General features: G+C 53.6%; 2 protein-coding genes. Both read right to left on the bottom strand.

The window, feature by feature from the left end; genetic code table 11:
- Positions 1–222 precede the first annotated feature (222 nt).
- Complete coding sequence (locus VAE48_RS03415; protein ID WP_322791914.1) at positions 223–3,129, bottom strand: insulinase family protein; 2,907 nt, start codon at positions 3,127–3,129, stop codon at positions 223–225.
- A gap of 12 nt (positions 3,130–3,141) precedes the next feature.
- The coding region (locus VAE48_RS03410; protein ID WP_322791913.1) for an MFS transporter at positions 3,142–3,482 on the bottom strand (341 nt) is incomplete at its 5' end.

Raw genomic sequence — 3,482 nt, 5'->3', positions numbered from 1 at the left:
CGGTTGTTAATTGGATTTGGCGTGGTGATGCTGCTGACCAGCATTACCCTTTCTCTCTTCGGGATGGGTAAGTTCTGGGTGCCGCAGTTCTTACTTCAACTGGCAGGTTGAAGTGGGAAGTAAGAAGGGTAATTAACAAAACTACCGGTATGGTCATCACCGGCAGTCTTTTTGTATTTTAAAAAGAAAAGATTTTCCTGAGCTAAGTGAATGGAGGGCAGGCTATAAAATCTTAAGCATTGAAAAATGTCCGGCGAGTTTGCTGCTTTCAAATACCTGTGGGGCTGCCAGAGCCACAATCGCTCCTCGCTGGCTAAGTCCTTCCAATACATCGCCAAATTGGCGAAAGTCTTGCTGCGAGGTATTCAAAATCTGCTCGCGAATGCGCTGGCGGTCCTCGTCGGTTATGCCCAGCAGGTGGCGAACCAATGCGGTGTAACCCTTGGCGTCCGGCAATTGATAGGCGTCCACCTCGCCGATGGCACCGATGATGGCTTTGGTCAATTCACTTTCGCTTAATTCCAGTTTGCGCAGGTAATCGGCGGTCTTCTCAAAGGCTTGCAGAGTCTGATCCAGGTTGGGGTCGCGGTAGGAAAGGAAGTTGAAATTGCCGGATTGCTGATCAAATACGGCAAAGCCGCCGTATGCGCCGCCCTGGACGCGCACTTTTTCCCACAGGTAACTTCCGCGCAAGTAGGGAACGATGACCAGCGCGGAACCGTGAAAGGCATATCCGAGTTCATACAGATTGCCGCCTTTGCCCACAAAGTTGACTTGCAACGGCATGGACAGCCCCTCCAGATCAGGCAGTTTGCCGGTTGCCCAGGGATGGCGGCTGGTTTGCCCTTGCGGCAGATTACTGAGAAAGTCCTCCACGAATGGGCGGATCTTCTGCCAGTTGGCCGAATCGAGGGTGATGTTGCAAACAGCAACCGAGCGCTGAATGAGTGCGCTGCGGATGGATTCGAGGGTCTGATGGACACTTTCCCAATCGGTGTCTATTTTTCCCAACAAGTCGCGCAGGAAGAACAATTGGCTGACTCCGCTGGTTTGCTCGGCGGCCCAATCGGCTTCGTTGAAGCGTGCCTTCAGGCGGGTATTCACCACCCGATGGCCGGCATGAACAATACCCGATTCCATGCTGGCTTTGTTTTCCAGCACCATCTGGCGGATGCGCTCCCGATCGTGCAGGCGGGCGCTGGTCAATACCTCTTTGAGGATGGCAAGCAGATCGGCGGCCTGATCCGTCATGGCTTTACCGCGCAGGAATAACCATGCAGCTGGCTGGCGGGTGTGGCGCGACATGGAAAACAGGGTGGTGGGGTAAATGCCCCCGGTACGCTGCCCAATTTGCTGGAGCAACTGAACAAAGGTCAGGTCGCGTGTGCCGGTTTCCAGCAAGGCACGGCTGAATATGGGCAGGTAGGGCAGCCATTCCTGCGGCAGGGTGTGCAGGTCAAACCCCAAATCCAGATAGAGAATGCCGTTAGTGAACAGGTCATGGTAGAGGATTTTGCTTTCCGCCAGCTGAATTTCCTCACTGGGGATGGTCTTGATCTTCGGTTCCAAATCGGCGCGGGTGAGCATCGGGATGGTTGCCAGCGCATCGGGGCTGTCGGGGGTTTCCTGCCGGCGTTTGAGTTCGCGGGTAATCTGGACAATTTCTTCAATTTGCTGGGGAGTCATCTGGGCGCGCGCCTGGTGTAAGCGCTGCTGTTCGGCGGCAGCGCGCTGCTGACCTAGCTGCGGGTCAGGGCGTAAAACCAGGCTGACACGGTGCGGATTTTCCAAAAAATGCTGGCGAATCAGGTTTTCAAAGAAGCGTTCGCCGGCCTGAAACCGTTGCTTAATGGCATTCAGCGGGGCTTCAAATGCCAGCGCATCAATCGGGTTGTGCCCATACACCCAGTTTTCCACAGCATTGAGCATCATCACCAGACCGCGTGGGTACGAACCGGTGTTGTTTTCGCGCAAACTGAACTCCACGGTGTTCAGCGAGGCGCGCAGCGTTTCGGGGTCAAAGCCGTTTTCTGCAATCTCAGTCAGCGTTTCCAAAATCAAACGCTCCACCTGTTCGGTGTTCTGCTCCGCCACCCCTTTCAGCCCGACAGAGTACATGGTTTGGCGGTAGCCGGTTTGAAAACCAGCACCGGTTAAATCCTCTCCCAGACCCGAATCGATCAGCGCTTTCCGCAAGGGTGAAGCAGGCGTGCCGATCAAGGCGTGATCCAGAATGTGCAGCGCCAAAATTTCTTCGATGTTGCCGCTTTCAACGAGCAGCCAGTTGAGGGTGATCTGGGCTTTGGCGTTGGGGTCATCACCGCTGTCATAAAAAACTTCTTTTTTCTGCGGGCTGCTGAAGCGCGGCTGCAGTGGAATTTCAACCGGAATTTCGCGGCGGGTATATTCCTGGAGCGCTTCATTCATGTACTTCAGACGTTGTTCGGGGTCATCGTCTCCGTAAAAGTAAATCAAGGCGTTGCTGGGATGATAATAGGTTTCGTAGAACGAGCGGAATTTTTCGTAAGTTAGTGAAAGAATGGCCTCGGGTTCGCCGCCGCTGTCATAACGGTAAATGGTGTCCGGAAAGACGGCGTGCTGGCTTTCTTCAGCCAGCACGGAATCAGGTGAGGAATATGCCCCTTTCATCTCGTTGAACACAACGCCCTTGAAAGTCATTTCACCCTGCGGGTCTTCCAGTTCATAGTGCCAACCTTCCTGATAAAGGGTGAAAGGCGAAATGAGAGGATGGAAAACTGCGTCCAGATACACATCAATCAGGTTGTAAAAATCTTTGAGATTGGTGCTGGCAACCGGATAGAGGGTTTTATCCGGATAGGTCATTGCATTTAAGAAGGTGTTGAGCGATCCCTTCATCAATTCCACAAACGGCTCTTTGACGGGGTATTTCCGAGAACCGCACAACACCGAATGTTCCAGGATGTGAGGCACACCGGAGGAATCGGGTGGCGGGGTGCGGAAAGCAATCCCAAACACTTTGTTTTCATCGTCATTTTCGAGAGAAAGCAGCTGCGCTCCACTCTGGCGGTGTTCCCACAGGCGGGCGCGGGTATTGTACTCACCAATGAAACGTTCTTCTAACAAAACAAAACCGTGCAATTCTGTCATGGTTACCTCTGATTATGATTTTAAAGTTTTCCGGCTGCCGGGCAGGCGGAACAAAAAAGGCAGGCCGACCAGCACGAGAACCGCGCTCAGCAGGTAGGCGGTGCGCAGGTTGAACAAATCGCCAATTGCGCCGATTGCCAGCGTTGCAAACGAACTGCTGACAAATGAAACTGCCATGTAGATGCCATTTGCCAGGGCGCGGTTTTCGGGAAAGCTTTCCTGCACGATGGCCATCACCACCGGGGTCATCGAAAGCAGACCGAACCCCAGCCCAAGCAGGGCGGGAAACTGCAGCCAACCGCGCAGGTTGAGCAACAGGAAGATGAACAGAGATGTGCTGATTAGAGAAAAAG

Source organism: Bellilinea sp., assembly GCF_034432615.1.
Classification (GTDB): Bacteria; Chloroflexota; Anaerolineae; order Anaerolineales; family Anaerolineaceae; genus Bellilinea.
Note: the sequence above shows the minus strand (reverse complement) of the source record. Positions and strands in the feature narration are given on the sequence as shown.

Bases quoted from the DNA above. Each gene is read 5' to 3' on its own strand.
- VAE48_RS03415 (WP_322791914.1), bottom strand. From the start codon at position 3,129: ATGACAGAATTGCACGGTTTTGTTTTGTTAGAAGAACGTTTCATTGGT.